Raw genomic sequence first — 24,312 nt, forward strand, 5'->3', positions numbered from 1 at the left:
AACATCAAGAAGAATGATAACGTCAAGGTGATTTCCGGTGCCAACAAGGGCAAGACCGGCACCGTGATCAGTGTCAAGGGTGGCAAGGTGACCGTTTCGGGCGTGAACGTCCGCAAGCGCCACGAAAAGCCCTCCCAGACCAACCAGACTGGTGGCATCATCGAAAAGGAACTGCCGATTGACATTTCCAACGTGATGCTCCTCGAAGGCAACACTCCTGTCCGTACCCGTATCGTGCGCGAAGCCGGCAAGAAGGCTTCCCGCGTGAGCGTCAAGTCCGGCAAGGCTATCTGAGGTAACACATGAACCAGATGAAGCAATTTTATCTCGAAAAAGTAGTTCCGGCCTTGCAGCAGAAGTTTGCTTACAAGAACGTGATGGAAATTCCCCGCCTCCAGAAGATCGTGCTCAACATGGGTGTCGGCGCTGCCGCCTCCAACCGCAAGATCCTGGACGAAGCCGTTGACACCCTGACCGCTATTACCGGTCAGAAGGCTGTCGTCACCAACGCCAAGAAGGCTATCGCTCAGTTCCATCTGCGCGAAGGCATCGGCATCGGTGCGAAGGTCACCCTGCACGGCGAAAACATGTGGGACTTCCTCTACCGTTTCATCAACATCGACCTTCCGCGTGTCCGTGACTTCCGTGGTCTCGCACGCCGTGGCTTTGATGGCATGGGTAACTTTACCCTCGGCATCAAGGAACAGACGATCTTTGTTGAAATCGACATTGACAAGATTTCTCGTACCTTCGGTATGGACATCTCCTTCGTGACCTCTGCAAAGACGGACGACGAAGGCCGCGCCCTGCTCGAAGAACTTGGACTCCCCTTCAGGAAGTAAGGTAATACCATGGCAAGCAGAAGAATGATTGAAAAATGCAAGCGTACCCCGAAGTTTACCGTTCGTGGGTATAACCGTTGCAAGCGTTGCGGTAGGCCGCACGCCTTTATGCGCCGCTTTGGCCTTTGCCGTATTTGCTTCCGCGAAATGGCACTCGCCGGCGAAATCCCCGGTATCACAAAGTCGTCTTGGTAAGGAGAGTATACTCATGGCAATGACAGATTCTATCGCCGATATGCTCACCCGTATTCGCAATGCCGCTTCGGCAAAGCTCCCCGTGGTGGACATTCCTGCCAGCAACTTGAAGCGTGAAATCGCTCGCGTGTTGCAGGAAAAAGGTTTCATTAAAAAGTTCGTCGTCGTTGATGACGGTAAGCAGGGCATCCTCAAGGTGCTGCTCCGCTACACGAAGGGCGAATCCGCTATCCAGGGCATCCAGCGCGTTTCTACGCCGGGTCTTCGTCACTACGTTGACGCCGCCAAGCTTCCGCGCGTCCGCAATGGCCTTGGCTATGCTATCATCTCCACATCTAAAGGCGTGATGACCGACCACGAAGCCCGCAAGGAAAACGTGGGTGGCGAAGTCATCGCAAAGGTATGGTAAAGATGTCCCGTATCGGTAAAGCTATTATCAATATTCCGGCTGGCGTCAAGGTTAACGTCAACGGTCAGAACATCAAGGTGGAAGGCCCTCTCGGCAAGCTCGAGACCGACGTCCACGAACTGATTGCAATCAAGCTTGAAGGCAACCAGCTTTCCTTCTCTCGTCCTGACGATCAGAAGTTCACCCGTGCCATCCACGGCACCACTCGCGCTCTCGTTGCCAACATGGTCGAAGGCGTGACCAAGGGTTTCCAGAAGACGCTCGAAATCGTGGGCGTTGGCTACCGCGTGGAACAGAAGGGCAAGGACCTCAACCTGGTTCTCGGCTTCTCCCACCCGGTCATCTTCAAGGCTCCCGAAGGTGTCGAACTCAAGGCTCTCGACCCGCTGAAGATCTCCATCAAGGGCATCGACAAGCAGAAGGTCGGCCAAGCTGCGGCAGAAATCCGCAAGTACCGTAAGCCTGAACCGTATAAGGGCAAGGGCATCAAGTACGAAGGCGAAATTGTCCGTCGTAAGCAAGGTAAGAAGACAGGTAAATAAGGGTAAACTATGACTGCAATTGCTAAGAAAAGAATCCAGTCCAGAATCGCACGCCACGAACGCGTACGCAAGTCTGTTGTCGGAACTGCAGAATGCCCTCGTTTGGCTGTTCGCCGTTCCTTGTCCCACATGGTAGCCCAGATTATTGACGACGAAAACAACAAGTCTCTCGTCCAGCTCACCACCACCGCCAAGGAATTCCAGGCTAAGTTTGGTGAAATGACGAAGTCGGAACAGAGCAAGCAGCTCGGTCTCCAGATTGCTGAAGTCGCTAAGTCCAAGGGCATTGAATCCGTGGTCTTTGACCGCGGCGGTTACATCTATCACGGTCGCGTTCAGGCTCTCGCTGAGGGAGCTCGTGAAGGCGGACTCAAATTCTAGTGAGGTACACTTTGGAACGCGAAGCTCAAGTTTCTGAATTTGAAGACAAGGTTGTACACATCAACCGTTGCGCGAAAACCGTCAAGGGCGGTCGCCGCATGTCCTTCTCCGCTCTTGTTGTCGTTGGCAACAAGAACGGCAAGGTGGGTGTCGGTCTCGGCAAGGCTAAGGAAGTTTCCGAAGCTATCCGCAAGGGCACCGAAGCCGCCCAGCGCAACATCGTTGAAGTGCAGCTTCTCGACGGCACCATTCCCCACGACATCGAAGTCAAGAGCGGCGCAACCCGCATCCTCTTGATGCCGGCTGCTCCGGGTACTGGTGTTATCGCCGGTGCCGCTGCCCGTGCCGTTCTCGAACTGGCCGGTGTGCGCAACATCCTCACAAAGATTCACGGTTCTTCCAACCCGAGCACTGTCGTGCGCGCCTGCCTCGAAGGTCTCTTGGCTCAGAAGAACAAACAGGACTGCGCCGCTCTCCGCGGTGCCAATGCCTAAGGAGTAATACACGATGAAGAAAGTTCGTATTACTTTGATTAAGGGTACTGTCCGCCGTCTTCCGGTGCACCGCGCTAACGTGGCTGCTCTCGGTCTGCGTAAGATTGGACAGTCTGTTGAACACGTTTTGACCCCCAGCATCCAGGGCATGATCAATGCCGTGGCTGACATGGTGAAGGTCGAGGAGATCTAAGATGGAACTCAATACTCTCAATCCTGGCAAGGCTGCCAAGGGCAAGAGCCGCAAGCGCATTGGTCGCGGTCCGGGTTCCGGCTTCGGCACCACCGCTGGCCGTGGCCAGAAGGGTGCTGGCGCTCGTAAGAGTGCACAGGCCGGTCGCGTCGCCTTCGAAGGTGGCCAGATGCCGATCCACCGTCGCATCCCGAAGCGTGGCTTCAAGTCTCACTTCGCCAAGGACACGCAGATCGTTAACCTCAAGAAGCTCGCTTCTTGCAGCGTGACGGACTTCGACGCCCAGGCAATGTTTGACCAGGGTTTCATCAAGAACATCGAACTGCCTATCAAGGTCCTTGCTTTTGGCACCATCGACAAGGCAATCAATGTAAAGGTTAACGCCATCAGCGAAAAGGCTAAGGCCATGATCGAAGCTGCTGGCGGCAAAGTCGAGATCGTCTAATGGAAGCTCTCAAGAAAGCCCTCGATGCGTTCGCCAATGCGTTCAAGATTGAAGACCTGCGTAAGAAGCTTCTTTTTACGCTCGGTGTTCTGATCATCTATCGCCTTGGCGCCCACATCACCATCCCCGGAGTGAATTCTGCCGTCCTGGCGGAGTTCTTCCGTAACTCGAATAATTTGTTCGGCCTGTATGACTCCTTCACGGGCGGTGCGTTTGCAAAAGCGACCATCTTCGCCCTGGGTATCATGCCGTACATCAGCGCGAGCATCATCATCCAGTTGATGGGCTCCGTGATTCCCGCTATCCAGATGCTTCAGAAGGAAGGTCAGGAAGGGCGCGCTAGGCTGAACCAATATACCCGTTACTTTACGGTGGCTCTCGCCGCCCTGCAGGGATGGGGTATTTCCGTATGGCTTTCGTCACTTAAGGTGACAACCGCTACCGGTGCCGGAGTGTCTGTCTTGGCTGATGACTTCTCCTCTGGTGCCGGGAACATCGGTTTCCGCTTACTAGCTACCCTGACCTTCACCGCCGGTACGATCTTCGTGATGTACCTGGGCGAACAGATTACTTCGCACGGTGTGGGTAACGGTATTTCTCTTATCATCTTCGCCGGTATCGTCGGCGGCCTTCCGCGGGCTGCCCTTGCAGAATTCGAAATGTTTAAGGAAGATATCCAGCCGCTCGCCATCGAGATCTTCATTCTCGCTGTCGTGGTGCTGATTATCGGCTTTATCGTATTCGTTGAGCAGGCGAACCGTCGCATTCCACTCCAAAGTCCTCGCAGGACCGTAGGTTCCAAGGTCGTGGGCGGTCAGTCCAGCTATCTGCCTTTCAAGGTAAATACCGCTGGCGTGATTCCCGTGATCTTTGCAAGCTGCATCATGTTCATTCCGGCCATGATCGCTTCCTGGTTCCCGAACGTTTCTGCGATGCAGTCCTTTGCGGCTGCGTTCATCCCGGGTCACATTACCTATAGTGTGATCTTCGCTCTCCTGATTATATTCTTCACCTACTTCTACACGGCAATCCAGTACAACCCTAACGACATTGCCGAAAACCTCAAGAGAAGTGGTGGATTTATACCGGGAATCCGTCCGGGTAACGAAACTGCAAAGTACATAGACCACGTTCTCACGAGAATTTCTTTGCCTGGGTCGCTTTTCCTCGCCTTAATCAGCGTTGGACCGCTCCATCTCAAAGACGCACTCAATATGAGTTTCTATATTGGGGGCACCTCGGTACTTATCGTGGTCGGTGTGGCACTGGATACGCTCCGTCAACTCGAAGCCCAGTTGCATACCAAGAATTATGAAGGTTTCCTCAAGCATGGCCGCATTCGCGGCAGGATGGCGTCTTAGTGGCTAAAGAAGAAGGAATACAAGTAGAAGGTGTTGTGTTGGAAGCTCTCCCCAACGCTTTCTTCCGTGTCCAACTCGGAAATGGCCACGAGATTCTCGCTCATGTTTCTGGAAAAATGCGTCGGCATTTCATTAGGATTTTGCCGGACGACAAAGTGTTGGTAGAGATTTCTCCCTACGACCTGAATCGTGGGCGAATCACATACCGTTACAAGTAATAGGTATTTTCAAAGAAAGGTCAAACCTATGAAAATCAAAGCCTCCATCAAACCCAGATGTGAAAACTGCAAGATCATCCGCCGCAAGGGTGTATTGCGCATCATCTGTTCGAAGAACCCCCGTCACAAGCAGAAGCAGGGATAAGGAGATCGTATGGCACGTATCGCTGGTGTCGATTTACCGAAAAACAAGACTGTCGAGTACGGTCTGACGGCAATCTATGGTGTCGGTCTGTTCACCGCTAACAAGGTCTGTGCTCAGCTGGGCATTGACAAGAACAAGAAGTGTGACGACCTGACTGAAGAAGAACAAGGTAAGATTCGCCATCTCTTGGAAGACGAATACTCCGTGGAAGGTCAGCTCCGCGCAGAAATTACCTTGAACATTAAGCGTTTGCAGGATATTGGCTGCTATCGCGGCATCCGCCACCGCAAGGGTCTCCCCGTTCGCGGTCAGCGCTCCCGTACCAACGCCCGCACTCGCAAGGGCCCCAAGAAAACTGTGGCTAACAAGAAGAAGTAAGGAGATTCATCGTGGCTGAAGAAGAAATTAAGGAAACTGCTGCCGCTGCCGAAGCTCCGGTTGCTGCTGCTGAAGAAGTCAAGGTCAAGAAGGGCAAGAAGCGTATTGACATCCAGGGTATCGCCTGCGTGTTCGCTTCTTTCAACAATACAATCGTTTCTATCACCGATGCTCGTGGCAACGTGGTCGCTTGGGGCTCTCCGGGTAACTCCGGTTTCAAGGGCTCTCGCAAGAGCACTCCGTTTGCTGCCCAGCTCGCCGCTGAAGTCGCTGCCCACAAGGCTTTCGACCTCGGTATGCGCAAGGTAGATGTCCGCGTCAAGGGTGCCGGTGGCGGTCGTGAATCCGCTGTCCGCGCTATCAAGAATGCGGGCCTCGAAGTTCTCTCTATTCGAGACGTGACGGGCGTTCCGCACAATGGTTGCCGTCCTAAAAAGAAGAGAAGAGTCTAATTAAAAGAGGTATCGCCAATGATGTGGAAATCACTTCAGATGCCGCGCAGCTTCCAGAAAGTGGAGACCGGCGAAGATGGTCGCTACGCCAAGTTTGTCGTAGAGGCTTTGGAACGTGGCTGGGGTATTACCCTCGGTAACGCCCTCCGTCGCTCGCTCCTTTCCTCTCTGCAGGGTGCGGCTATTGTCTCCGTGAAAATCGAAGGCGTCGACAAGGAATTCTCGACGATTCCGGGTGTGAAGGAAGATGTCACCGACATTATCCTGAATCTCAAGAGCATCCGCGTCAAGCTCTTGTCTGACCACGACGAAACGCTCCGCCTGGACATGTCCGGCGAAGGCGAAGTCACGGCCAAGGACTTCATCGACAATCCGAATGTCGCCATCCTGACTCCGGATGTCCATATCGCTACGTTGAACGGCAATGCGTCGCTCTCCCTGGAAGTGAAGATTTCCAGCGGCCGTGGCTATGTGACTGCCGACGAACTCAAGGACAAGGACGCTCCCATCGGCGTTATCGCCATGGATGCGAACTTCAACCCGGTGCAGAAAGTCGCGATGCACATCAGCGATACCCGCGTTGGCCAGAAGACGGACTACAACCGTCTGGAACTGGAAATCACGACTGACGGTTCCATCGATCCGGAAGACGCTCTTGCATACGCTGCAAAGCTCCTCATGGACCACCTGGAAATCTTCATCAACTTCGAAGGCGATCTCGAAAGCCCCGAAGAACTTGAAATGGATGAAGAACGTCAGCGTATCGCACAGCTCCTGCGCACCCGCGTGGACGACCTGGAACTCTCCGTTCGCTCCAGCAACTGCCTGCGTATGGCTAACATCCATACCATCGGCGAACTTGTGCGCAACAAGGAAAACGATATGCTTAAATACAAGAACTTCGGTCGGAAGTCCTTGGTGGAACTTAACGAGGTATTGACCTCCATGGGCCTTTCCTTTGGCATGGACGTCGATGACTACTTGAAGGATTAAACATGAGACACGGTGTAAAAAACAAGAAATTGGGCGTGAATGCCCAGCACAAGCGTGCCATCCTCCGCGCTCTTACCACTTCTATTCTTGAGAAGGGCATGGAAGCCGAGCAGAGCAACCGCTACGTGCGCACTACTCTCCACAAGGCTAAGCTCGTCCGCAGCTGCGTGGATCGCATGATCACTTATGCCAAGAAGGGTGACCTTTCTGCACGTCGTGAAGCCTCCCGCTTCGTGATGAGCCCGAAGGCCGTGCAGGACCTGTTCGCAACGATCGGTCCGCGCTACGCTTCTCGCAACGGCGGCTACACCCGTATCATCAAGCTCGGGCCCAACCGCGCTGGTGACGCATCCGAAATGGCTCTCGTCGGTCTCGTCGAAGACGAAATCGTCGTGAAGACCAAGAAGGCTGCAGAACAGCCGAAGTCCGAAGCCGTGAGCATGGTTGAAGGCGAAAGCAAGTCCGCTGAATAATTCAAGGCGCTTGATTAAAAAAGTTCGGCTAACCTAAGCCGAACTTTTTTTGTATATTGTTCCCTATGTTTGCTATTCTGATATTGGTGCTTGCCACCTGTAGCTTTGCCATTTCTTTGGACGACGATGCACAAAACAGTGCGATGTCTGCCCTGCCTACTTTTCAGTCGCAGGATTCGAAGTTCCAGAGAAGTTCAGTTGTTTCTGAACCGTTGAAACTGGAAACTGCTGTTGACTCCACATACGAAGTGGGTCCTGGTGATTACTTTGAGATTCTTACACCCAAGGGCTTTGATGTTGTCCAGGTTTCTGCCGAAGGAAATATTTCTATTCCTAGCTGCGGCATGGTTTCGGTGAACAAGCTCAAGCTGAACGAGGCAAAGGATTCCGTGAAGAGCCTGCTTGTCTCGAAGTACGATGAGCGCTATATCCAGGTGCAGCTGGTGCGCACGAAGAAGATGTCCGTGTCGATTCTTGGTGCCGTGAAGTATCCTGGCCGCATGGCGGTCGAGCAGCAGACGCGCCTGAGCGACATCCTGGTGAAGTGCGAAGGATTCCTTGGCATGGCCGACCGCAAGTCGATCCAGGTGTACCGTGGCTCCGACACGTTGAATGTGAACTATGTCGATTATGAGACGCGTGGCCATGGCGAAGTGAACCTGATGCTTGAAAATGGCGATGTCGTCTATGTTCCCTATACGCACGCCGAGGCGACCATTTCGATTGAGACTCCCATGTCGAGCTACAGCATGCCGTATGTGGAAGGTGCTACGCTGGGCGAGTACCTCGACAAGATTTCCGGGGTTGTCGAATCCCGTGCCAAGTGGGCCAAGGTGAAAAAGCCGAATGGCGCCGAGGACACCTACGAGCTTGCCGCCGCGCGCGATTTGCGCCTGGAGCCGCAGACCAAGGTGCTGCTCTGGAACAGGGACCCCTTCGTCTATGTGGGCGGCGCCGTGGCCGTGGTCGGTAAGGCGGTCTACATGCCGGGAATGCACGCGATCGACTATATTGCAGCATCGGGCGTCACCATTATTACGGGCTCCTTTAGCCGCGTGACGCGCATTCGCGACGGCAAGAGCGAATCTATTGATCCGTACAAGGGTGAAATCCAGCCGGGGGACTACATCGATATTCCGCGTAGCGTCTACGAATCGGTCAAGGATGTGACACTCTTCCTGGCATCTCTCCTGAGCGTGATCGCGACGGCGATAATCATTACAAATTCTAGGTGAAAATGTCGTATTTTGATATCCTCTGTTACTGCTTGACGAAGAAGAAGCTGTTCGTTTTTCCAGTATTGACGGCTATCCTCTGCTTTGTGCTTGCCTGGGTGTTTCCGCCTATTTACACGACGGAGCTCAGGCTGCAGGTCGATGCGTCGACCAGCGAGTCGTCTACTCTCGGGGGAGTCTCGTCAATGTTCAAGTCTTCGATGGGGGCGCTTTCCCAGTCGAGTCTCGCCTCTGTTTTGGGTGGGCAGAACGTGGTGAAGCCCTCGGACCTGTACCTTGAAATCTTGTCGGGCCGCGAGGTCGCCTTGAACACGATTCACAAGTTCAGGCTCGATACGCTCTACAAGAAGAAGGCGGACGAACTCACCTTGAAGCGCTTCTACAAGGATGTCGCAATCGGTGAAGACGCAAGCGGCATCATCAGCTGCGCCTTTGAAGCCAAAGACAAGGTGATGGCGCGCGATATTGTGCGCCACATGGTGAAGATTTCCAATGAACGCTACCTGTCCTTGCAGCGCGAGCGTCTGCAGTATTCGATCGAGTACCTGAAGAACCAGGAACGCGAACTGATGGACAGCGTGCAGTCGATTAGCGACGAGCTGATTGCCTTTTACCGCGACAACAACCTGGTCGATCTGAATTCGCAGATGGAAATCACCGTGAAGGCCTTGGCCGGTTACGAGACCCAGATCAACAATTACAAGCTTTCGGAACAGATGCAGGGCAAGGACAATGCAGACAAAAACGAAACCCGCAAAAAGCGCCAGTTGCTCGAAAAGAAGTTCCGCGAGCTGCGCGGCCGCTACGATTCCAGCTACGTACCGACAGACAGGTCGCTCTATGTCAATTCGGACTGGGCTTCCGAAAAGATCCTGTACCAGGAACGCAGGGCGTCAGACCTGAAGCGCTTCCAGACGCTGCTCGAGTTCATCTCCACCGAGAAGATGAATACGGAGTCCCAGAACCTGAAGAACCAGCCGGTCATCCAGATTATTCAGGATGCCTACCTGCCCGACTGGAAGACGCGCCCCAAGCGTGCCAAGTGGGCCATTGCGGGGTTCATCGCCTCCTTTATGGCCACCTTGTTCTTTGTCGTGTATAGGGGCGTGAGCACGGGTGCCATTGTGGGCTCTGAAGGTGCCCGCCGGAAATTGGAGCTGATCAAGTCGTCATTACACAAATGATTTCTAGGTTAGTCATTCTCGTTCTCTTGCCCATCCTCTTGACGGTGGGGTATTTGAGTTCTGGCGAAAGAAACATTATCGGAATCATCATCCTTGCAGCTCTCGGCTTGGGCTTTTTCTGCACGGTGGTCATGAAGACCCCTGTCTGGGGAGCCCTTTTTCTTATCATATCGATGCACTGGTTTCAGGTCGAGGGCCTGGCCTATACTCTGTACCTGCTGTTCTTTGCTTCTTTGGTCTATACTCTATACCTGCTGCGCCACGGGGACCTGAAATGGGACAGGACCTGGTTTTTGGTCGCCCTGAGCCAGATTGCGTTTGTCGCTTTGGTCTTTGTGCTCAGGCCCTACCAGGTGAAGCTGATATTTTTCTACCTGAACATGACGGTTTTCTTCTTTTTCCTGGGCTCGGGACTTTTGCGCTGGGATTCGTCCAGGGTGCAGACCCTGCTGACGGCCCACCTTTCCTACATGGTGATTTGGGCGTTCGTGGAGCGCGCGATTTCAAGCGAGGTCCGTGTTGCGGGGGCGTCGTTCAGCTCGACGAATTTTGCTGTGCTTTTGGTGGTATCCTGGACCATCTGGTTCGTGAATGGGCTTCTGCGCAGGCAGACGCGTATGTTCTGGCTTTGCGTTATGACGTTCCTGGTCTTTGTGTCCATCTTGTTCAGCGGAACGAGAATGGGTATTATTGGCATGGCGATGGGAGGCATGCTCTGCCTATTGTCTTGGCAGCTGATCGTGCAGCGCGACCGCGTGGTTGGCCTTCTGGTCAAGTTGGCTGCCTTTGCGTGCATTTTTGCCATTCTGGGCCTTGTGGTGTGGAACATGCTGCCCGATGATTTGTTCTTGAAGCAGGGCTTTGAGACCCTGATGAGTGGAAAGCTCGATGCAAGTTCGCTCGGTCGTATTGCCGCCTGGTACACCGCCTTGACCGTGATTCATTCGGACCCTGTTTGGGGAATTGGCCCTGGCAACTTCCTTTCGTACAATGTCGAGGTGCTGGAGTCGTTCAGCTTCATTCCCATTGTCGAGCTGATTCCTAGGCTTGGGCATGCGCATAACCTTGTTTTGATGGTGCTTTCGGAATATGGGTGCCTTGGCGCTGCGTTCCTGTTGGGTGTGTGCATTGTCTGCCTGAAGCGCCTTTTGGGCTATATCAGGAGAACCTGGGACGCCTTTGGCCTTGCCCTGCTTTCGGGCGGGATCGTCATGCTGTTCCTTGGGCTGTTCGATGTGTTTCCTCTGTTCCCGTCTTCTATGGGGTGGGGTGCGTGGTTCATGTCGGTGCTGTTTTCTCTGCGTAAAGGCGAGGAACCCGCGAAATGAGAATCGCCATCCTGACATCGGTTTTTAGGCCGGAATTTGGCGTGGCCCGCGTGATTGCCTCGCAGCTTTCGTACCTGGTGAAGGCGGGTGCCGCGGTCGATCTTTACGCCTGCGAGCTTTCTCGGGAAATGATTCCCGACGGGGTGTCCGCCGTTCGCGTGCCGACCCACCTGAAGGGTCTGCGTACGGCCTTGCTCCATGGACGCTACGATGTCGTCATCGCCCATACCGATCCGTTCTTCAAGTTCCTTGCCGATACCGACCTTGGGTGCGCAAAGATTGGCTACGAGCACGGGTTTCCGCCGGTAGAGCTGTGCCTGCCCGAAGAGCGCGAGTGGCGCATGAAGGAGCTCACGGGTCGCCTCGAGGACATTTACCCGAAGCTTTCGCAGGTGGTGACCATCAGCGAATACGCAAGGTCCTACATTCGCTGGCCCGCCGCAAAGGTAATTTATAACGGCGCCGACCATTATTCGGGCCTTACTCGGCAGGACGATGCGGCCGCAGATGCCGATTCGCCGGTGACGCTGCTTGCGGTGACGCGCTTCCGAAAAGAAGAGTGGCTCTACAAGGGGCTCGATGACCTGTGCCGCCTGAAGGACGATCTGAAGGATCGTGTGCGGATTCGCATTGCCGGCGCGGGCGACGAACTCTCCAGGGAGATGCTCCTGTCGAAGGGAATTGAAGTTATAGGGGTAGTCTCCAGCAGAGAGGAAATGGCGCGCCTGTATGGCGAATGCGACGCCCTGGTGAGCTTTTCGCAGTGGGAGACGTTCAACCTGCCGCTCGCCGAAGCGGGTTTTGCCCGTAGGCCGGCTTTCACGCTGAACCTGTGCGTCCATCCCGAGGTGACTCCGTTCGTGTTCGATACCTATGAAGCGCTCCGGGATTACCTGCTGAAATCGACAAGGCTCTCGTTGCGCTCTGACGGCGAGAAGATGCATGCCTATGTAAGCGAGCGTTTCCGCTGGGAACAGAATGTCCGGGCTCTCCTGGATGTCATCGGGTCGGTTGTTCCGGAGTCAAGCGCGAAGAAGCCTACGTTTGTCAAGAGTCTCGTCTGGCGTTTCTGGGAAGCCCGCGAGTCGATGCGCCAGAACGTCTACAAGAAGTGGGTGAAGAGACCATGAGGATGGATTCGCTGCTTGTGAACGCGAGCATGAACGGTGCATCGCAGGCGCTCGGCCGAGTGGTTCGCTTTGTAATCACGAGTATCGCGATCGTGAAGTTCGGGGCGGCAGGCTGGGGTGAGGTCGCCTTTGCCTATGCGCTCATCACCTACATCAACTTTGTACTGAATTTTGGGATGTCGTCGTTTGCGCTGATCGAGCGCCCCGACGATGAAAAACTGGACCGCAGGCTCTTTACGGCCATGGGCTACATTCGCGGCTGCCTGCTCGGGGCCTTGGCGCTGGTTGCAGTTGCTGCGTATTCCGCCATCGATTTTAGCTGCGGGATGGTCCTGAAGATCTATCTGCTGATGGTTTTCTTGCGGCCTTTCAATTTGGACTGGTGGCTTGCCCGTAAGGGGTATGCGGGTCTCAATTCGCTGGTGCAGTTTTTTAGACAAAGTATCATTCTTGCCCTAGTGTGCTGTGCGCAGATTCCATCCATCGAATACTTTGCGGTGATGGACGTGGGTACAGAAGCGCTCGCCACGGTTGCGCTCTGGTTCGTGGGCCCGAAGAAGAAGTTCTCGGTGGCGCTCCCGAGCGCTCAGGAATGGAAGAGCGGACTGCAGTGCTACCAGGGATCGTTCGTGCTGTTCGTGTCCTCGGCGCTCCTGCTTTTGCACCAGAATGTCGACATATTCTTCTTGAAGTTCTTTAGGGGCGATACCGCCGTCGGCGTGTACGACTACTGCTACCGTTACGCCCTGTTCGTGTTCTTGCTGGGTGGTTCGCTGAGCGAACCCTTGCGCAGGCAGCTTGCGCGACTCAAGGAGCAGGGCGCCGAGTTGCAGTCCACAAGGCTCATACTTTCTTGTCACAAGATCCTGGGGACGATGAGTGCGGGCTTTCTGCTGTTCTCGATTCTGTTTGCGGATTTCCTTTTCTCAAAGATCGTGCCTATCGAAGTCGACTTTTCCACTTCGAGGCTTCTGGTCCTTTTTGCCTGCTGGCTCATGGTCTCCTTTTTCTCGGTGCCCTGGAGCGAGTGGCTTATTTCGCAATCCAAGAAAAAGTACCTTGCGCTCTCCATCATCGCAGGAGTGGCAAACCTGGGTTTCAACTTGTCACTGGTTCCTACCTACGGGATATACGGCGCCGTCATTGCAAAGATCTGCTCTGAATCGTGCATCTTTACTTATTTGTTCTTCTCGGTGACTTCTGAGAAACGCAGGCAGTTCTTGAAGGTCTTCTACATCCACATATTGCTTGTTCCCTGCGTAGCCTGCTTCTGGAAGACGGGGAGTGTGCCGCTGTGGCTTGCTGTGGCGACGGTTGCTATTGAAGCTTTGGTCATCGTCTTTACAAAATACTTATCGAAGCACGACTTGCAGGTCCTTGCAAGAAACTAGGCGCAGGTGACGATTTTCGCTTTACATTTGTCGCATGAAAAGCGATATTATATTGTAGAGAAAATGAATGGAGATAAGGTTGATAAAGATGGGTTGATTGGTTATTGTCCCGCATTCTGATACAATTTTTTTTTGTATCTTTGTGCCACAAAGCGAGAGTGGCGGAATTGGCAGACGCGCCAGACTTAGGATCTGGTACTTCGGTGTGTGGGTTCGACTCCCACCCCTCGCATGTTTTTTTAATCCCTTTTTATCAACCGACTCTCGGAGTTCATCATGAGCGTAGAAATCAAAGAAACAAGCGCAACCGTGCGCACCCTCGAAATCACCATCCCGCAGGCTGACCTCAAGGTTCCTTTCGAAAAGAAGCTTGCCCAGTACAAGAAGCAGGTTTCCATGAAGGGCTTCCGCCAGGGCATGGTGCCGAAGGCCATGATCCTGAAGCAGTTTGGCGAAGCCATTCGCCACGAAGCTGTGGACGGTGTCGTGAACGCCATGGTTCAGGATGAACTCAAGAAGGCAAACATTATCCCCGTTGGCGGCCTCAAGGTCATCGACTTCAAGGACGACAAGGAAAATGACATCGCACTGAAGGTGGAAGTCGAAATCGATCCCGAGATCGACATCAAGGGTTACGCCGACCTGGGAATCACCGTTCCCGAAACCGCCGTTCACGAAGAAGAAGTCCAGGCTGAATACGACCGCCTGATGCAGATGTGGAGCAAGGATGAACATGTGGACCGCGCAGCCCAGAAGGGCGACATGGTCGTTGGCAACTACCTCGAAGTGGTGATCGACGGCGAAAAGCAGGAACTCCCGGAAAACAAGGAATTCCGTAGCCTGCTCGGTGAATCCGCCTCTCCGGGATTCGACGAAGGCCTCACTGGTGCAACCGCCGGCGAAGTGAAGGAAATCAACTTCAAGTATCCCGATGACCACAAGGATGAACGCTACCGCGGCAAGACCGCACAGTTCAAGGTGGAAGTCACCGACGTGCGCGCCATTGTTCCGCCGACCGTGGACGAAGAATTCTGCAAGCAGATCGGCGTGAAGGATGCCGAAGAGCTGAAGAACAACCTGGCCGAAAGTCTCGCTAGCCAGAAGCAGGATGCCGCCAAGAACAAGGCTATCAATGAAGCCATTGACAAGATTATCGAAGCCAACCCGTTCGAAGTGCCGAAGGCTCGCATCCACGACCTGATCAAGTGGACGCTGAACCGCAACGCCCAGAGCGAACAGGATGTGGTGGAACCGACCGAAGAACAGATCAACGGTCTTTCTGCCGAAGCTACTCGCGAAATCAAGAAGCACCGTATTCTCGACTTTATTGCAACAAAAGAAAAGATCCGCCCGAATCAGGCCGCTGTCGATGCCCGCCTGCAGGAAATGGCGAAGGCCTACCATGTGGACTTCGAAACCCTCAAGGGTCATTTCCGCCAGTCCGGCCGCATCAACCAGCTGCGTGACGAGCTGCGCGTCCAGATGGCAGCCGACTTCATCGTCGGTATCCGTCCGGCCGCTGAAGAAAACAAGTAAGAGGTAAACTGAATGATCATCCCTACCGTCATAGAGACCACCGGACGCGGTGAACGCGCCTACGATATCTACTCCCGCCTTCTCAAGGAGCGTATCATCTTTTTGGGTACGCCCATCAACGACGAAGTGGCGAACAACGTCATGGCCCAGTTGATTTTCCTTGAATACGAGAATCCGGAAAAGGATATCACGCTGTACATCAACAGCCCGGGTGGTTACGTGTCGGCAGGGCTTGCCATTTACGATACCATGCAGCATGTGCGTCCGAACATTGCGACAATCTGCATCGGCAGCTGCGCTTCGATGGCTGCAGTCCTGCTTGCGGCGGGCACTAAGGGCAAGCGCTATGCGCTCCCGCATTCCCGCATCATGCTCCACCAGCCGTCCGGGGCCGCTACCGGCCAGTCCACCGACATCCAGATTACCGCAAAGGAAATCGTGCGCACCAAGGACACCTTGACAGAAATTGTCGCTAAGCACACGGGCAAGTCCATCGACGAAGTTCGCGCCAAGACAGACCGCGACTTCTATATGGGCCCCGAAGAGGCCAAGGCGTTCGGCGTTATCGACGAAATCTTTGTTCCGCGGAAAGAGGGAATTTAATGTATCGAGGCGGGAAGAATCACCCGACGGTGGTTTGTAGTTTTTGCGGCAAGCCCGCAGAAAGAGTCGAGAAGATGATTACGGGCGCAGGCGTGCAGATCTGCAGCGACTGCGTTTCCATGTGTCACCGCATTATCGAAGAGGACCGCCTGCGTGCAAAGCAGGAATCTGCCGCTGCCGAGGCATCCTCCAAGCCGCTCCCGCTCCCGACCGAAATCAAGGCTCACCTGGACGAATACGTAATCGGCCAGGACCAGGCGAAGACCGCGCTCTCTGTCGCGGTGTACAACCACTACAAGCGCCTGCGTTACAAACAAGCTCACCCGGATGCGCTCGAAGTTGAGAAGTCCAACTTGCTCCTGGTGGGGCCTACCGGTTCGGGCAAGACGCTCCTGGCACAGACCATGGCGCGCTTCCTCGATGTCCCCTTTACCATTGCCGATGCGACGGTTCTGACCGAAGCGGGTTACGTGGGCGAAGATGTGGACAGCATCATCGTGCGCCTGTTGCAGGCTGCGGACTACGACGTGGCCCGCGCCGAACGCGGTATTATCTTCATCGACGAAATCGATAAAATTGCCCGCAAGACCGCGAACCCCTCCATTACCCGCGACGTAAGCGGCGAAGGCGTGCAGCAGGGCCTTTTAAAGCTCTTGGAAGGCACCGTGGCGGCCGTTCCGCCCAAGGGTGGCCGCAAGCATCCGGAACAGCCGCTTGTGCAGGTGAACACCAAGAACATTCTGTTCATTTGCGGTGGCGCCTTCGAGACGCTCGACAAGATTATTTCCCGCCGCGTGAACACCGGCGGCATGGGTTTTGGCGCCGACATCCGCAGCGCCGAAGAAAATTCGCTTTCCGAGCTGTTCAAGCTCCTGGAACCCGATGACCTGATCCAGTTCGGGCTGATTCCCGAAATCGTGGGCCGCCTGCCCGTGGCAGTGGCGCTCGAAGAACTCGACGAGGCAGCACTCCTGAACATTCTGACGCAGCCGAAGAACGCCCTTGTAAAGCAGTACAAGAGTTTATTCGAAATGGACGGAATAGAGCTCAAGTTCGAAGACGACGCCCTCAAGGAAATCGTCCGCGAGACGATGGTCCGTAAGACAGGTGCCCGCGGGCTTAGGTCCGTGATGGAAAAGACGCTGCAGCGTGCGATGTTTGAGATGCCGGGCTCCGGCAACAAGCAGTTCGTGGTGACCGCAGAGATCGTAAAAAACGGCCTGAAGGCGCCTGAAAAGAAGCTCATCGAGCTTCCGAAAAAGAACCGCAAGAAGGCGTCGTAGAATAAACGAAAAATTGGATTTGCCCGCATGAAGCGAATCGAAGTTGTTGCAGGCATTATTTGTGACGGGGACCCGCATTCGGCGGGAACCCGTTTCTTTGCTACACAGCGCGGCTATGGCGAACAGAGGGGCTTCTGGGAATTCCCCGGCGGAAAGATAGAGGCGGGGGAGACTCCACAGCAGGCGCTTGCGCGCGAACTCCAGGAAGAACTCGCCATCGATGTGGGCGTGGGCGATTTTTTGTGTATGGTGGAGTATGACTACCCGGCATTTCACCTGACCATGCATTGCTATTACTGTCGCATTGTGGGTGGCAAGGCACCTGAGCTCCTGGAGCACGAGGCGGCCCGTTGGCTTTCTTCCGCGGAACTTCATTCCGTGGAATGGCTCCCCGCCGATGTGGAAGTGGTTGAGGCGCTGGAACGGCAATAGCTTTTTTCTATTGCTCGGCCAGTTTTCTATTTTATCGGCATGAACTTTTTCAAGAATCTCGTATTATTTGCCATGACACTCGCCCTGGTCATGGGTGGTTTTTCCACGGTATTTGCCAAGGGTGCACCTGTTGACGACATCAAGATTGTGAAAGTCAACGACAGCAATTTCGAGAAGGAAGTCCTGAAATCCGACAGGCCGGTGATTCTCGACATCACGTCTACGAGCTGCCCGCCGTGCCTTGTCATGATCCCGACTCTGATTGGCATTGCAAAGAATTACAGCGATATCAAGGTGGCGACGGTAGGCATCGACGAGCCGGGCATCGAAAACATCAAGGCGACTCTTCCTATCCAGGCGTTCCCCACGTTCTTTTTGGTGAAGGACGGGAAGATTGTCAATCGCTTGGTGGGAGTCGTCAAGGAGCAGGAGCTGCTTTCGGCGCTGCAGTACACGCCTAAGAAAAATGTGGCCAAGAAGGTTGCCAAGTCCAAGAAGAACAGCCCCAAGAATCTCGTTTGCAAGGTTAACGGCCAGTTCAGCGGTCTGAAGAATTTGGTGACGATTTCGTTCGTGTTCGGTGAAACTGAAATCGATAACGTGGACATCGTGACCGACGTGTTCATACCGCCCGAGATGGAGGACCACCGCGAAGCGATCATCGCGAAGATGCGTGCAAGCGGCAAGGGCGAGGTGACCACCACCCTGACAGGGCTCCAGATCCACATCGATAACGATTGCAGGTTCATGCGGGCGATGGACATGAAGCGCACCTCGACTTACGGAGAAATGCGTGCGGGGCTTGAACTGCAAGGGTTCACCTGCAAGTAGCCCAAGTCGGTTGCAACATTTACTTTTTTATATCCCCAAAACAATTTTTCGAGCGCATTATCCTAAAAAATGCGCTTTTTTTGGGTACATTGCCCGATTTTTATATACTTTTAGCATAGAAACGCAAAAAAAGGAGAATCTATGACTATTGGAGTTGTTGTCGGCATTGTCGTGGTGGTGCTGATTGCCTGGTTTATCAGCTTGTACAACGGACTCGTGAAACTGCGCAACAACCGCGAGAATGCGTTTGCAAACATCGATGTGCAACTCAAGCAGCGCTATGACCTGGTGCCGCAGCTGGTGAACACCGTCAAGGGCTACGCCACTCACGAAAAGGAAACGCTTGACAAGGTGACTTCGGCCCGTGCCGCAGCCATGAACGCATCCACCGTCGACGAAAAGGTGCAGGCAGACAAGGCTCTCTCCGGTGCACTCGCGGGGCTCCGCATTTCGCTCGAGGCCTACCCTGAGCTCAAGGCGAACCAGAACTTCTTGCAGCTGCAGAACGAACTCGCCGACATCGAGAATAAACTCTCTGCCGCCCGCCGCTTCTTTAACTCTACGACCCGCGAATTGAACCACGCCTGCGAAGTGTTCCCGAGCAACATCGTTGCTGGAATGTTCGGGTTCAAGCGCGCCGCCATGTACGAGGCGACCGAAAGCCGCGAAGACCTGAACAAGGCACCCGAGGTGAAGTTCTAGGTTGACTAGGCGCGAGCGCCTTCAATGAAATACGTAGGTATCCAGACCCAGATTTGGCGAAACAACCGCAACAGCATCTTGCTGCTGTGCCTGTTCCCCGTTATTATTTTGGTGATGGTGTTTGCGGTCATTTTGTGTCTGGACTTTTTTGGCGTACTCTGCCCGATTGTCGAAGGCGGGTGCCCCGAAGGCCACGCCACCTACATGAAGTACGGCATTCTGCACTGGCCCGAAGTGCGGCATAGTTTTTGGGAGGTGCTTCCTTACACATTACAGATTGTCGGCGTGTGGTTCATTATCGCCTATTGCGCGAATACCGCCATTATACGCCATGCGACGCATGCGAAACCCCTTGAGCGCAAGGATAACCTGCGCGTCTACAACATTGTCGAGAACCTCTGCATTGCAGGCGGAATCGAGATGCCGCAGATCAACATCGTCGAAGATAACGGCCTGAACGCGTTTGCGAGCGGAATCGACATTCCCTCGTTTACAATTACGCTCACGACCGGACTTATAGACAAATTAAACGATACGGAACTCGCCGCCGTCGTAGGCCACGAACTCACGCATATCAAGAACCGCGACACGCGACTCATGGTGGTGTGTATCGTATTCGTGGGAATTTTTTCGACCATTCAGATGGTATCGATGAAGCTACTTTCGGCAATGCTCCGCGGCTCCCGCAACCATTCCCGCAACAGACGCGGCGGGGGAAGCGGTGGCGTCATCATCATCTTTGCGTTGATTCTTGTTTTGATCTGGAGCACGATCGGCTACATTTTCAGCTGGCTCACACGCCTTGCCATTTCGCGTTCCCGCGAGTACGTAGCCGATGCGGGCGGCGCCGAACTCTGTGGCGACCCGTGGGCGCTCGCCTCTGCCCTGCAGAAAATCTCGGATTACCCCGGCCTCGACACCGTGCGCCGTAGCGACGTGGCGCAACTCTACATCATCCACCCCGACGAAGAATTCGACAACGACATGAAACTCAAGGGCCTCATCGCGAAGGCGAACATCATGTTCTGCACCCACCCCGATACGCCCGAGAGAATTCGGTTGCTGAAGCAGTTTTAGGGTTGTTGATCGCGCACCAGCCGGACTGAGAACTTGTAATCCGGGGCGCGGTAATTCTTTTCCCACCCGTGCTTGCTCAAAGACAAACTGTTGATGGCGTGGTGGCCTTCGCTATTGCAATCCGTTGAACTGTCGGCCCAGAAACTCGTCACCTCGGAATCTCCCGATTCTGCAACGTAGACGGATTCTCCTAAGATATCGATGTAGCCCGCGGCATAAATTCCAAAACCGAAATTGTCAATGGGGTACACTCCGTCGGTACCTTTCCAGCCGTCCTTATGCATAAGCGACCTGGTGGAATTGCACGTGATTTCATCGGCAAAATTAATCAGGGAATCCCAATCTTCGATCGTGGGCAGCCGCCACCCCTCGGGAATGTATTTCTTGGCGTCGTGGTAAGTGTACAGTAGACCGAAACAGTCTAGATAAACGTTGTTATCATCGAGAACGACGCTATTTCTGCAATGGAACCGCAGGTTCTCGGCAAACCATTCCCTGCCATCAATAATGACCGTCTCGTAGAGCTCGCCATCGCGCGGATCTTCGAATATGCCTCGTTCAATGTGCAACGCAGGCATGGCGGGCTTTCTCTGAATAATCTCGTCGTCAAGAATATCGGTAATAATGTCGTCTCCGTACAAGTCAAAATAAGGCGACAGGAACTTGTTAATGTCACTACGGATGTCGTCAGGAGATTTCTTTACTTGGTTCTTGCAAAATGGGCAGTACTTTATCGCTTCGTTTTCGCTGTTCATAAGAATCCTTTGGTAGGGAGGATAAATATACCTCGGCTATGGCCGGATTCAAATACAAAAAAAATCCAAGTTCCAGAAAGTGGAACTTGGAAAGTTTGAAAATGTTATTTTTTTTCTTTTTGTTGGGATATAGGGGTGTATTTTATAGACTAAAAGGGCATGTTGTCGTCATCGGTATTTTGAGGTGGTTTCGGACTTTGCGGTTTTGTGTTGAATGTGCCGCTAAAACGCCGGCTTTGGGCCTGCTGCTGAGACCTCTTGATGCGAGCAAGAATAGCTTCATCAGGCTTGAACACCTGAGCTTTTATCGGAGGTTGAATTGTTTTGGTTAATTGAACTTTGAGAGGGGTGTATTGGTTATTGAATTTGATAGGTTCATCTTTTAGTCCCCATGCGTACCAGTAGATTGGTGCGAATTTGTAGAAACGTCCACGTGTGGTTATTGTTTCGGCCATAATGCCGTTGGCGAAAATGAGACTCTTTAAATCGGTTATACTTTTTACGGAGGAACTACTATCGCCAATTCTTCTAAATGTATCCGCCATCAAGTCTTCAAAATTCGTTTCATTGAGTGTTTTGTATCTATATTTTTCGCCGCCTGCGGTTCGAATAACTTCCTTAAATTTGTATAAGTCCTTGCTGAATTCGTCTCGTGCAAGATCGTCAAAATATTGATTTGTTGCGAAATCACGAACCTCCCTAGATGCGTATATTTCGGAACTTATAATTTCAGTGACATTTGAAACTGCTGTCCCGAGAGCTTTGTCTACAGCATTCTTGTTAAGAGTGTTGATGAATGGTCTTAAACTTATGGATTTATTGTCTGCATTAGCAAGCTCATTTCCGAAGTAGTCCCATGGCTTTCCTAAGGATCCTAAACGTCCTCGAACTATTTTCCCAAAGAAAATATAGACTACAGGATCCATTTCCGCTCTTTTTAGGGATTTGAATTGTTTGTGATTGTTTGTGTCGCCAAAAAGTAATTGAGTTGAACGAATATATTGATCGTTGATTCCCATCTGATGAGCGAGAATCCAATATGCGTCGCTAGCGTTTGAGTCAGAGAAAATTAATTTGAAGAAGTAGGCAAAAACTTCTTCTATAGTCCATTCTATGTTTATTATATTGTTTGAAAGTCTCGCAGTATTTGTTCCTTCAATTTGTTTGAATAAATCTGTTCTAACAAATATTTTGGGATATATATTACTATACGTGTAATAGTTTTGCCAATAGTCAATAAGGGGTGATACCGCTTTATTCCAGTGAAGGGGGTTGATGTAAGTGTCTAGACGATCATATAAAGCAATAATATTGATATTCTTTTTCTCTAATTCTTCATTGAAGGCTTTCAAATCTTCTTCAATATATAAAAGGGTTTTGTCGTCATCAATAAGACGATCGAATCTGATTTTTGCGGCTTGTCCATCAATAGGTAATACTTCTTGACTTAATTTGCTTTTAGCTCGTATGGATTCGCGAATACTTTTTAAATCAGTGTTTCCATCGTCCAAAAGAAGTTTGTTCCAAGTATAAATTTGCCAAAAACAATTAAAATAATATTCGGATTCTTCTATTTTGCTATATGCTATATTTTTGAATGGGAAAGATGGCTCGTCTTTTTTTGAGGCTAGAATATTAATAAAGACATATTTTTTCCCATCATTAACACCAGCCCATTTTTGTAATTCCTTTGAGATGGATTCGTCTTTTAATGCCCTATATAAGTAAGTTTTTCCTGTTCCTTTGTATCCCTGGATAATAAACGCGTCTCTATTAAATAATTCCTTCATACATTTTCTATAAAAGAAAGTTTTTTCTTCAATAGTTGTGTCTTCTGCAAAGTTTGTTACATTTGTTAAGACATTCTTTAAGTGACGAAGAATTATGTTGCGAAGTTTTATCGCGGGTGTATTTATAGATAAGTCCAAAATGCCGTTTTTTCTTTCTGGATCATCAGTATTTTCTGTTGATTCTAATTCTATAGTTTCTGCAACTTTTGGGGGCCAAAGAGTGTCGTCTAGTTCTTCAAAAAGACGCTTATAATCGTCAAATTGATCTTTCTCTTCAGATGATGAATTCTTTTCTATAAATTGTTCGTCATTTTTCTTGTCGGCCGTGCCAAGTTTTTCTAAAACGGGGTTTCTGTGAATGAGAAAATAGGGGGGGATCTCTTTTTCATTACAAATTTTGATTATGAAATTCTGCATTCGCTTAAGTGAGGATGAACTTTCGTCTTCATCTTCTGGCAGAATGGAATAGGCGATTTTTAGTTTGAAGGGGTTTTCGCTTTGATTATACTTTGTTAAGAGATGGAAGAAGCCAGGTTCATTTTGTTTGCTGTATCCAAAAAAACCGACGACGCATTTTGAAAGGTGTAATACGGCTGTTCCAAATATATCATTAAATCCAGTTCTTGAGTCAATTAATATAACTTCACAGCCAATACTTTGAAGTTGACGGAATAGTCGGTTAAATCCTTCAATAACACTTGATGTGTTTCCTAAATTGAGTTTTGAAAGGCCTTCTAGATAATGATCCCTGTTATAACTATATGTTGGATCATCTGGGGACCCGTTTAAATTTCCGGCAGGGACTAGCCAAATGTTTCCTAGTTCAGGATACTTTTGTCCAAGGATTGCGCTATCTTTGCTAATATTTAAACTATCATAAATATTTATGATGTAATTACTTATGTTGACGTCTGTTCCCTTAAATTGTGTATCGCAAATAAATTCAACTATGCCATTTTTCTCGCCTTTGCCGAGAATTTCGTCTTCGGACAAATTAAAGAAATTTATATAACCGGGTGCTTCCAGATCGCAGTCAATAACAGCAACGGCCTTGCCCTTTTTTGCTAAATGAATCGCGTAAGAAACCATACTAGTGGTTCTTCCTACACCGCCTTTATAGCTATAGAAGGTTATGATTGGTGGGAGAGAATCATCCTTTTTTGCAGTATTGTCTCCAATGATAGAGTCTAGTCTGTAATGTGGCCCCAAATCAATGGTGTTTGCGTTGCTAACGATATTGGAATAATAGGAATCTTCTAGTTCGGAAAGAGGAAGTATGTTAAAGTAAATTCTTATTTTTTGGGGATCAATAGAATCTTTGGCATATTTGTCAGTGACGTATTTAAAAAATTCTGATTCTATGGTCTGTGAATTTTGACAATCTGTGAATATATATGCATCAAGCTGAAAACCGATTCGCACGAAAATTTTGAATTTCTCAATAATGCCTGAGTCAACTTTTTTTTGCAAAAAAAGCTGGAGTTCGTTAGCGTATTTTAATACGAGAATCATGG

30 protein-coding genes and 1 tRNA gene are annotated in these 24,312 nt (G+C 51.6%); 29 read left to right on the forward strand and 2 right to left on the reverse strand.

What is annotated here, in order from left to right:
- The 29 genes from rplX to ACKI61_RS10810 form a co-directional block, all read left to right on the forward strand.
- A partial coding sequence (gene rplX, locus ACKI61_RS10670) for a 50S ribosomal protein L24 (protein ID WP_407457697.1) occupies positions 1-294 on the forward strand: 294 nt, incomplete at its 5' end.
- An 8-nt stretch (positions 295-302) separates the two neighbouring features.
- A complete protein-coding gene (gene rplE, locus ACKI61_RS10675) occupies positions 303-842 on the forward strand; it encodes a 50S ribosomal protein L5 (RefSeq protein ID WP_407457698.1) in 540 nt (179 codons plus the stop codon).
- A 9-nt stretch (positions 843-851) separates the two neighbouring features.
- Positions 852-1,037 (forward strand): type Z 30S ribosomal protein S14, encoded by a 186-nt coding sequence (locus ACKI61_RS10680; protein WP_173798268.1) that lies wholly within the window; start codon positions 852-854, stop codon positions 1,035-1,037.
- Positions 1,038-1,050: 13 nt separating this feature from the next.
- On the forward strand, positions 1,051-1,446 hold the full coding sequence (gene rpsH, locus ACKI61_RS10685; RefSeq protein ID WP_407457699.1) for a 30S ribosomal protein S8: 396 nt from the start codon (positions 1,051-1,053) through the stop codon (positions 1,444-1,446).
- A gap of 2 nt (positions 1,447-1,448) precedes the next feature.
- Positions 1,449-1,988, forward strand: a complete 540-nt coding sequence (rplF, locus tag ACKI61_RS10690) for a 50S ribosomal protein L6 (protein ID WP_407457740.1) — start codon at positions 1,449-1,451, stop codon at positions 1,986-1,988.
- Between the two features lie 9 nt (positions 1,989-1,997).
- Complete coding sequence (rplR, locus tag ACKI61_RS10695) at positions 1,998-2,369, forward strand: 50S ribosomal protein L18 (RefSeq protein WP_072980642.1); 372 nt, start codon at positions 1,998-2,000, stop codon at positions 2,367-2,369.
- Positions 2,370-2,380: 11 nt separating this feature from the next.
- Complete coding sequence (rpsE, locus tag ACKI61_RS10700; RefSeq protein WP_295053377.1) at positions 2,381-2,863, forward strand: 30S ribosomal protein S5; 483 nt, start codon at positions 2,381-2,383, stop codon at positions 2,861-2,863.
- Between the two features lie 13 nt (positions 2,864-2,876).
- Positions 2,877-3,056: a 50S ribosomal protein L30 gene (gene rpmD, locus ACKI61_RS10705; RefSeq protein ID WP_295053375.1), complete on the forward strand. Its 180-nt coding sequence runs from the start codon at positions 2,877-2,879 to the stop codon at positions 3,054-3,056.
- A 1-nt stretch (position 3,057) separates the two neighbouring features.
- Positions 3,058-3,501, forward strand: coding sequence for a 50S ribosomal protein L15 (gene rplO / locus ACKI61_RS10710; protein ID WP_407457700.1), 444 nt, complete (start codon positions 3,058-3,060; stop codon positions 3,499-3,501).
- The gene (gene secY, locus ACKI61_RS10715; RefSeq protein WP_407457701.1) at positions 3,501-4,862 is read left to right on the forward strand and encodes a preprotein translocase subunit SecY; all 1,362 of its coding nucleotides are present in this window, start codon (positions 3,501-3,503) and stop codon (positions 4,860-4,862) included. The genes rplO and secY overlap by 1 nt, the downstream gene beginning before the upstream one ends.
- Positions 4,862-5,080, forward strand: coding sequence for a translation initiation factor IF-1 (gene infA / locus ACKI61_RS10720; RefSeq protein WP_014546098.1), 219 nt, complete (start codon positions 4,862-4,864; stop codon positions 5,078-5,080). Before secY ends, infA begins: the two co-directional genes overlap by 1 nt.
- Before the next feature lie 28 nt (positions 5,081-5,108).
- Positions 5,109-5,225 (forward strand): 50S ribosomal protein L36, encoded by a 117-nt coding sequence (rpmJ, locus tag ACKI61_RS10725; RefSeq protein ID WP_014546097.1) that lies wholly within the window; start codon positions 5,109-5,111, stop codon positions 5,223-5,225.
- A 9-nt stretch (positions 5,226-5,234) separates the two neighbouring features.
- Positions 5,235-5,603: a 30S ribosomal protein S13 gene (rpsM, locus tag ACKI61_RS10730; protein WP_072799956.1), complete on the forward strand. Its 369-nt coding sequence runs from the start codon at positions 5,235-5,237 to the stop codon at positions 5,601-5,603.
- A gap of 11 nt (positions 5,604-5,614) precedes the next feature.
- Positions 5,615-6,055, forward strand: a complete 441-nt coding sequence (gene rpsK, locus ACKI61_RS10735; RefSeq protein ID WP_366979172.1) for a 30S ribosomal protein S11 — start codon at positions 5,615-5,617, stop codon at positions 6,053-6,055.
- 18 nt (positions 6,056-6,073) lie between these two features.
- Entirely contained in the window at positions 6,074-7,048 is a 975-nt protein-coding gene (locus tag ACKI61_RS10740; RefSeq protein ID WP_407457702.1) for a DNA-directed RNA polymerase subunit alpha, read from the forward strand.
- 2 nt (positions 7,049-7,050) lie between these two features.
- The gene (gene rplQ / locus ACKI61_RS10745) at positions 7,051-7,521 is read left to right on the forward strand and encodes a 50S ribosomal protein L17 (RefSeq protein ID WP_407457703.1); all 471 of its coding nucleotides are present in this window, start codon (positions 7,051-7,053) and stop codon (positions 7,519-7,521) included.
- A 65-nt stretch (positions 7,522-7,586) separates the two neighbouring features.
- Entirely contained in the window at positions 7,587-8,756 is a 1,170-nt protein-coding gene (locus ACKI61_RS10750; RefSeq protein ID WP_407457704.1) for a polysaccharide biosynthesis/export family protein, read from the forward strand.
- 2 nt (positions 8,757-8,758) lie between these two features.
- Complete coding sequence (locus tag ACKI61_RS10755) at positions 8,759-9,940, forward strand: hypothetical protein (protein WP_407457705.1); 1,182 nt, start codon at positions 8,759-8,761, stop codon at positions 9,938-9,940.
- On the forward strand, positions 9,937-11,268 hold the full coding sequence (locus tag ACKI61_RS10760; protein WP_407457706.1) for an O-antigen ligase family protein: 1,332 nt from the start codon (positions 9,937-9,939) through the stop codon (positions 11,266-11,268). Before ACKI61_RS10755 ends, ACKI61_RS10760 begins: the two co-directional genes overlap by 4 nt.
- Positions 11,265-12,398, forward strand: a complete 1,134-nt coding sequence (locus ACKI61_RS10765) for a glycosyltransferase family 4 protein (RefSeq protein WP_407457707.1) — start codon at positions 11,265-11,267, stop codon at positions 12,396-12,398. The genes ACKI61_RS10760 and ACKI61_RS10765 overlap by 4 nt, the downstream gene beginning before the upstream one ends.
- Before the next feature lie 2 nt (positions 12,399-12,400).
- Positions 12,401-13,789: a lipopolysaccharide biosynthesis protein gene (locus ACKI61_RS10770; protein WP_407457708.1), complete on the forward strand. Its 1,389-nt coding sequence runs from the start codon at positions 12,401-12,403 to the stop codon at positions 13,787-13,789.
- Positions 13,790-13,941: 152 nt separating this feature from the next.
- Positions 13,942-14,021, forward strand: a tRNA-Leu gene (locus ACKI61_RS10775).
- 44 nt (positions 14,022-14,065) lie between these two features.
- Positions 14,066-15,325: a trigger factor gene (gene tig, locus ACKI61_RS10780; protein WP_407457709.1), complete on the forward strand. Its 1,260-nt coding sequence runs from the start codon at positions 14,066-14,068 to the stop codon at positions 15,323-15,325.
- A 12-nt stretch (positions 15,326-15,337) separates the two neighbouring features.
- Complete coding sequence (locus ACKI61_RS10785; RefSeq protein WP_407457710.1) at positions 15,338-15,928, forward strand: ATP-dependent Clp protease proteolytic subunit; 591 nt, start codon at positions 15,338-15,340, stop codon at positions 15,926-15,928.
- Positions 15,928-17,211 (forward strand): ATP-dependent Clp protease ATP-binding subunit ClpX, encoded by a 1,284-nt coding sequence (gene clpX, locus ACKI61_RS10790; protein WP_407457711.1) that lies wholly within the window; start codon positions 15,928-15,930, stop codon positions 17,209-17,211. Before ACKI61_RS10785 ends, clpX begins: the two co-directional genes overlap by 1 nt.
- Before the next feature lie 27 nt (positions 17,212-17,238).
- Positions 17,239-17,643 carry a (deoxy)nucleoside triphosphate pyrophosphohydrolase gene (locus tag ACKI61_RS10795; protein WP_407457712.1) on the forward strand — a complete coding sequence of 135 codons (405 nt, stop codon included), beginning with the start codon at positions 17,239-17,241 and terminating at the stop codon, positions 17,641-17,643.
- Between the two features lie 39 nt (positions 17,644-17,682).
- Entirely contained in the window at positions 17,683-18,474 is a 792-nt protein-coding gene (locus ACKI61_RS10800; protein ID WP_407457713.1) for a thioredoxin family protein, read from the forward strand.
- A gap of 141 nt (positions 18,475-18,615) precedes the next feature.
- Positions 18,616-19,176, forward strand: coding sequence for a LemA family protein (locus tag ACKI61_RS10805; RefSeq protein ID WP_407457714.1), 561 nt, complete (start codon positions 18,616-18,618; stop codon positions 19,174-19,176).
- 24 nt (positions 19,177-19,200) lie between these two features.
- Positions 19,201-20,253 (forward strand): M48 family metallopeptidase, encoded by a 1,053-nt coding sequence (locus ACKI61_RS10810; protein WP_407457715.1) that lies wholly within the window; start codon positions 19,201-19,203, stop codon positions 20,251-20,253.
- Here ACKI61_RS10810 and ACKI61_RS10815 read toward each other — a convergent pair.
- Together ACKI61_RS10815 and ACKI61_RS10820 are read right to left on the reverse strand one after the other, a co-directional pair.
- Complete coding sequence (locus ACKI61_RS10815; RefSeq protein WP_407457716.1) at positions 20,250-21,008, reverse strand: FISUMP domain-containing protein; 759 nt, start codon at positions 21,006-21,008, stop codon at positions 20,250-20,252. The genes ACKI61_RS10810 and ACKI61_RS10815 overlap by 4 nt on opposite strands.
- Before the next feature lie 149 nt (positions 21,009-21,157).
- The gene (locus tag ACKI61_RS10820; protein WP_407457717.1) at positions 21,158-24,310 is read right to left on the reverse strand and encodes a KGGVGR-motif variant AAA ATPase; all 3,153 of its coding nucleotides are present in this window, start codon (positions 24,308-24,310) and stop codon (positions 21,158-21,160) included.
- Positions 24,311-24,312 lie beyond the last annotated feature (2 nt).

The organism is Fibrobacter sp. (assembly GCF_045601785.1).
Lineage (GTDB): Bacteria > Fibrobacterota > Fibrobacteria > Fibrobacterales > Fibrobacteraceae > Fibrobacter.

Bases quoted from the DNA above. Each gene is read 5' to 3' on its own strand.
- rplE (WP_407457698.1), top strand. From the start codon at position 303: ATGAACCAGATGAAGCAATTTTATCTCGAAAAAGTAGTTCCGGCCTTG.
- ACKI61_RS10680 (WP_173798268.1), top strand. From the start codon at position 852: ATGGCAAGCAGAAGAATGATTGAAAAATGCAAGCGTACCCCGAAGTTT.
- rpsH (WP_407457699.1), top strand. From the start codon at position 1,051: ATGGCAATGACAGATTCTATCGCCGATATGCTCACCCGTATTCGCAAT.
- rplF (WP_407457740.1), top strand. From the start codon at position 1,449: ATGTCCCGTATCGGTAAAGCTATTATCAATATTCCGGCTGGCGTCAAG.
- rplR (WP_072980642.1), top strand. From the start codon at position 1,998: ATGACTGCAATTGCTAAGAAAAGAATCCAGTCCAGAATCGCACGCCAC.
- rpmD (WP_295053375.1), top strand. From the start codon at position 2,877: ATGAAGAAAGTTCGTATTACTTTGATTAAGGGTACTGTCCGCCGTCTT.
- rplO (WP_407457700.1), top strand. From the start codon at position 3,058: ATGGAACTCAATACTCTCAATCCTGGCAAGGCTGCCAAGGGCAAGAGC.
- secY (WP_407457701.1), top strand. From the start codon at position 3,501: ATGGAAGCTCTCAAGAAAGCCCTCGATGCGTTCGCCAATGCGTTCAAG.
- rpmJ (WP_014546097.1), top strand. From the start codon at position 5,109: ATGAAAATCAAAGCCTCCATCAAACCCAGATGTGAAAACTGCAAGATC.
- rpsM (WP_072799956.1), top strand. From the start codon at position 5,235: ATGGCACGTATCGCTGGTGTCGATTTACCGAAAAACAAGACTGTCGAG.
- ACKI61_RS10740 (WP_407457702.1), top strand. From the start codon at position 6,074: ATGATGTGGAAATCACTTCAGATGCCGCGCAGCTTCCAGAAAGTGGAG.
- rplQ (WP_407457703.1), top strand. From the start codon at position 7,051: ATGAGACACGGTGTAAAAAACAAGAAATTGGGCGTGAATGCCCAGCAC.
- ACKI61_RS10750 (WP_407457704.1), top strand. From the start codon at position 7,587: ATGTTTGCTATTCTGATATTGGTGCTTGCCACCTGTAGCTTTGCCATT.
- ACKI61_RS10755 (WP_407457705.1), top strand. From the start codon at position 8,759: ATGTCGTATTTTGATATCCTCTGTTACTGCTTGACGAAGAAGAAGCTG.
- ACKI61_RS10760 (WP_407457706.1), top strand. From the start codon at position 9,937: ATGATTTCTAGGTTAGTCATTCTCGTTCTCTTGCCCATCCTCTTGACG.
- ACKI61_RS10765 (WP_407457707.1), top strand. From the start codon at position 11,265: ATGAGAATCGCCATCCTGACATCGGTTTTTAGGCCGGAATTTGGCGTG.
- ACKI61_RS10770 (WP_407457708.1), top strand. From the start codon at position 12,401: ATGGATTCGCTGCTTGTGAACGCGAGCATGAACGGTGCATCGCAGGCG.
- tig (WP_407457709.1), top strand. From the start codon at position 14,066: ATGAGCGTAGAAATCAAAGAAACAAGCGCAACCGTGCGCACCCTCGAA.
- ACKI61_RS10785 (WP_407457710.1), top strand. From the start codon at position 15,338: ATGATCATCCCTACCGTCATAGAGACCACCGGACGCGGTGAACGCGCC.
- clpX (WP_407457711.1), top strand. From the start codon at position 15,928: ATGTATCGAGGCGGGAAGAATCACCCGACGGTGGTTTGTAGTTTTTGC.
- ACKI61_RS10795 (WP_407457712.1), top strand. From the start codon at position 17,239: ATGAAGCGAATCGAAGTTGTTGCAGGCATTATTTGTGACGGGGACCCG.
- ACKI61_RS10800 (WP_407457713.1), top strand. From the start codon at position 17,683: ATGAACTTTTTCAAGAATCTCGTATTATTTGCCATGACACTCGCCCTG.
- ACKI61_RS10805 (WP_407457714.1), top strand. From the start codon at position 18,616: ATGACTATTGGAGTTGTTGTCGGCATTGTCGTGGTGGTGCTGATTGCC.
- ACKI61_RS10810 (WP_407457715.1), top strand. From the start codon at position 19,201: ATGAAATACGTAGGTATCCAGACCCAGATTTGGCGAAACAACCGCAAC.
- ACKI61_RS10815 (WP_407457716.1), bottom strand. From the start codon at position 21,008: ATGAACAGCGAAAACGAAGCGATAAAGTACTGCCCATTTTGCAAGAAC.
- ACKI61_RS10820 (WP_407457717.1), bottom strand. From the start codon at position 24,310: ATGATTCTCGTATTAAAATACGCTAACGAACTCCAGCTTTTTTTGCAA.